Origin of the sequence: Myxococcus llanfairpwllgwyngyllgogerychwyrndrobwllllantysiliogogogochensis (genome assembly GCF_006636215.1) — a bacterium.
Classification (GTDB): domain Bacteria; phylum Myxococcota; class Myxococcia; order Myxococcales; family Myxococcaceae; genus Myxococcus; species Myxococcus llanfairpwllgwyngyllgogerychwyrndrobwllllantysiliogogogochensis.
In genome coordinates, this window is sequence record NZ_VIFM01000577.1 from 1 (window position 1) to 780 (window position 780).

The 780-nt window shown below is 65.1% G+C and carries 1 protein-coding gene; it reads right to left on the reverse strand.

The window, feature by feature from the left end; genetic code table 11:
- Positions 1-780, reverse strand: a 780-nt coding sequence (locus FJV41_RS49420; RefSeq protein ID WP_141649540.1) for an AMP-binding protein, incomplete at both ends; no start/stop codon positions are given.

Sequence of the window (780 nt, forward strand, 5' to 3'; positions counted from 1 at the left end):
GGCAGGTCATCGACGACGTCGGAGTGAGAGAGGACGACGCCGGCTGAGGACTCGCGGAGGACGAAGGCGAGGCGGTCGGAGGGCCAGGCCTTGTCGAGGGGGACGTAGGAGGCGCCGGCCTTGAGGATGGCGAGGAGGGAGACGACGAGGTCAGCGGAGCGGTCGAGACGGACGGCGACGCGAGAGCCGGGAAGAACGCCGAGAGTGCGCAGGTAATGGGCGAGCTGATTGGAGCGCGAGTCGAGCTGGGCGTAGGAGACAGACTCCTCACCCGACACAACGGCGACGGCATCAGGCGTACGCGCGGCCTGCTGAGCGAAGAGCGAAGGGATGGATGCGTCGCGCGGGTAATCACTGACAACGCCATTCCAACCCGCGAGGACCTGCTGCTTCTCCGCCAACGTGAGCAGAGGGATCAGGCCAAGCTGGGTATCGGGGGCCGCAGTCAGCGCCTCAATCAGCACCGCGTAGTGACGCGAGAGGCGCTCCATGGTCGCCGCGTCGAAGAGGTCGGTGTTGTAGTTGAAGACACCCGCGAAGCCATTGATGCCTTCCTCGAGCAGAAGGCTGATGTCGTACTTCGAGGACTCGATGCTCGGCGGCAGCGCGCCCAGCGTGATGCCGGGGAGCTTGAGTTCTCCTTCAGGAGCGTTCTGAAGGGTGAGGGTGACCTGGAAGAGCGGTGAGCGGCTCAGGTCACGCTGAGGCTGGAGTTCTTCGACAAGCTTCTCGAAGGGGACGTCCTGGTGCTCGTAGGCGGCCAGAGTGGACGTGCGCACC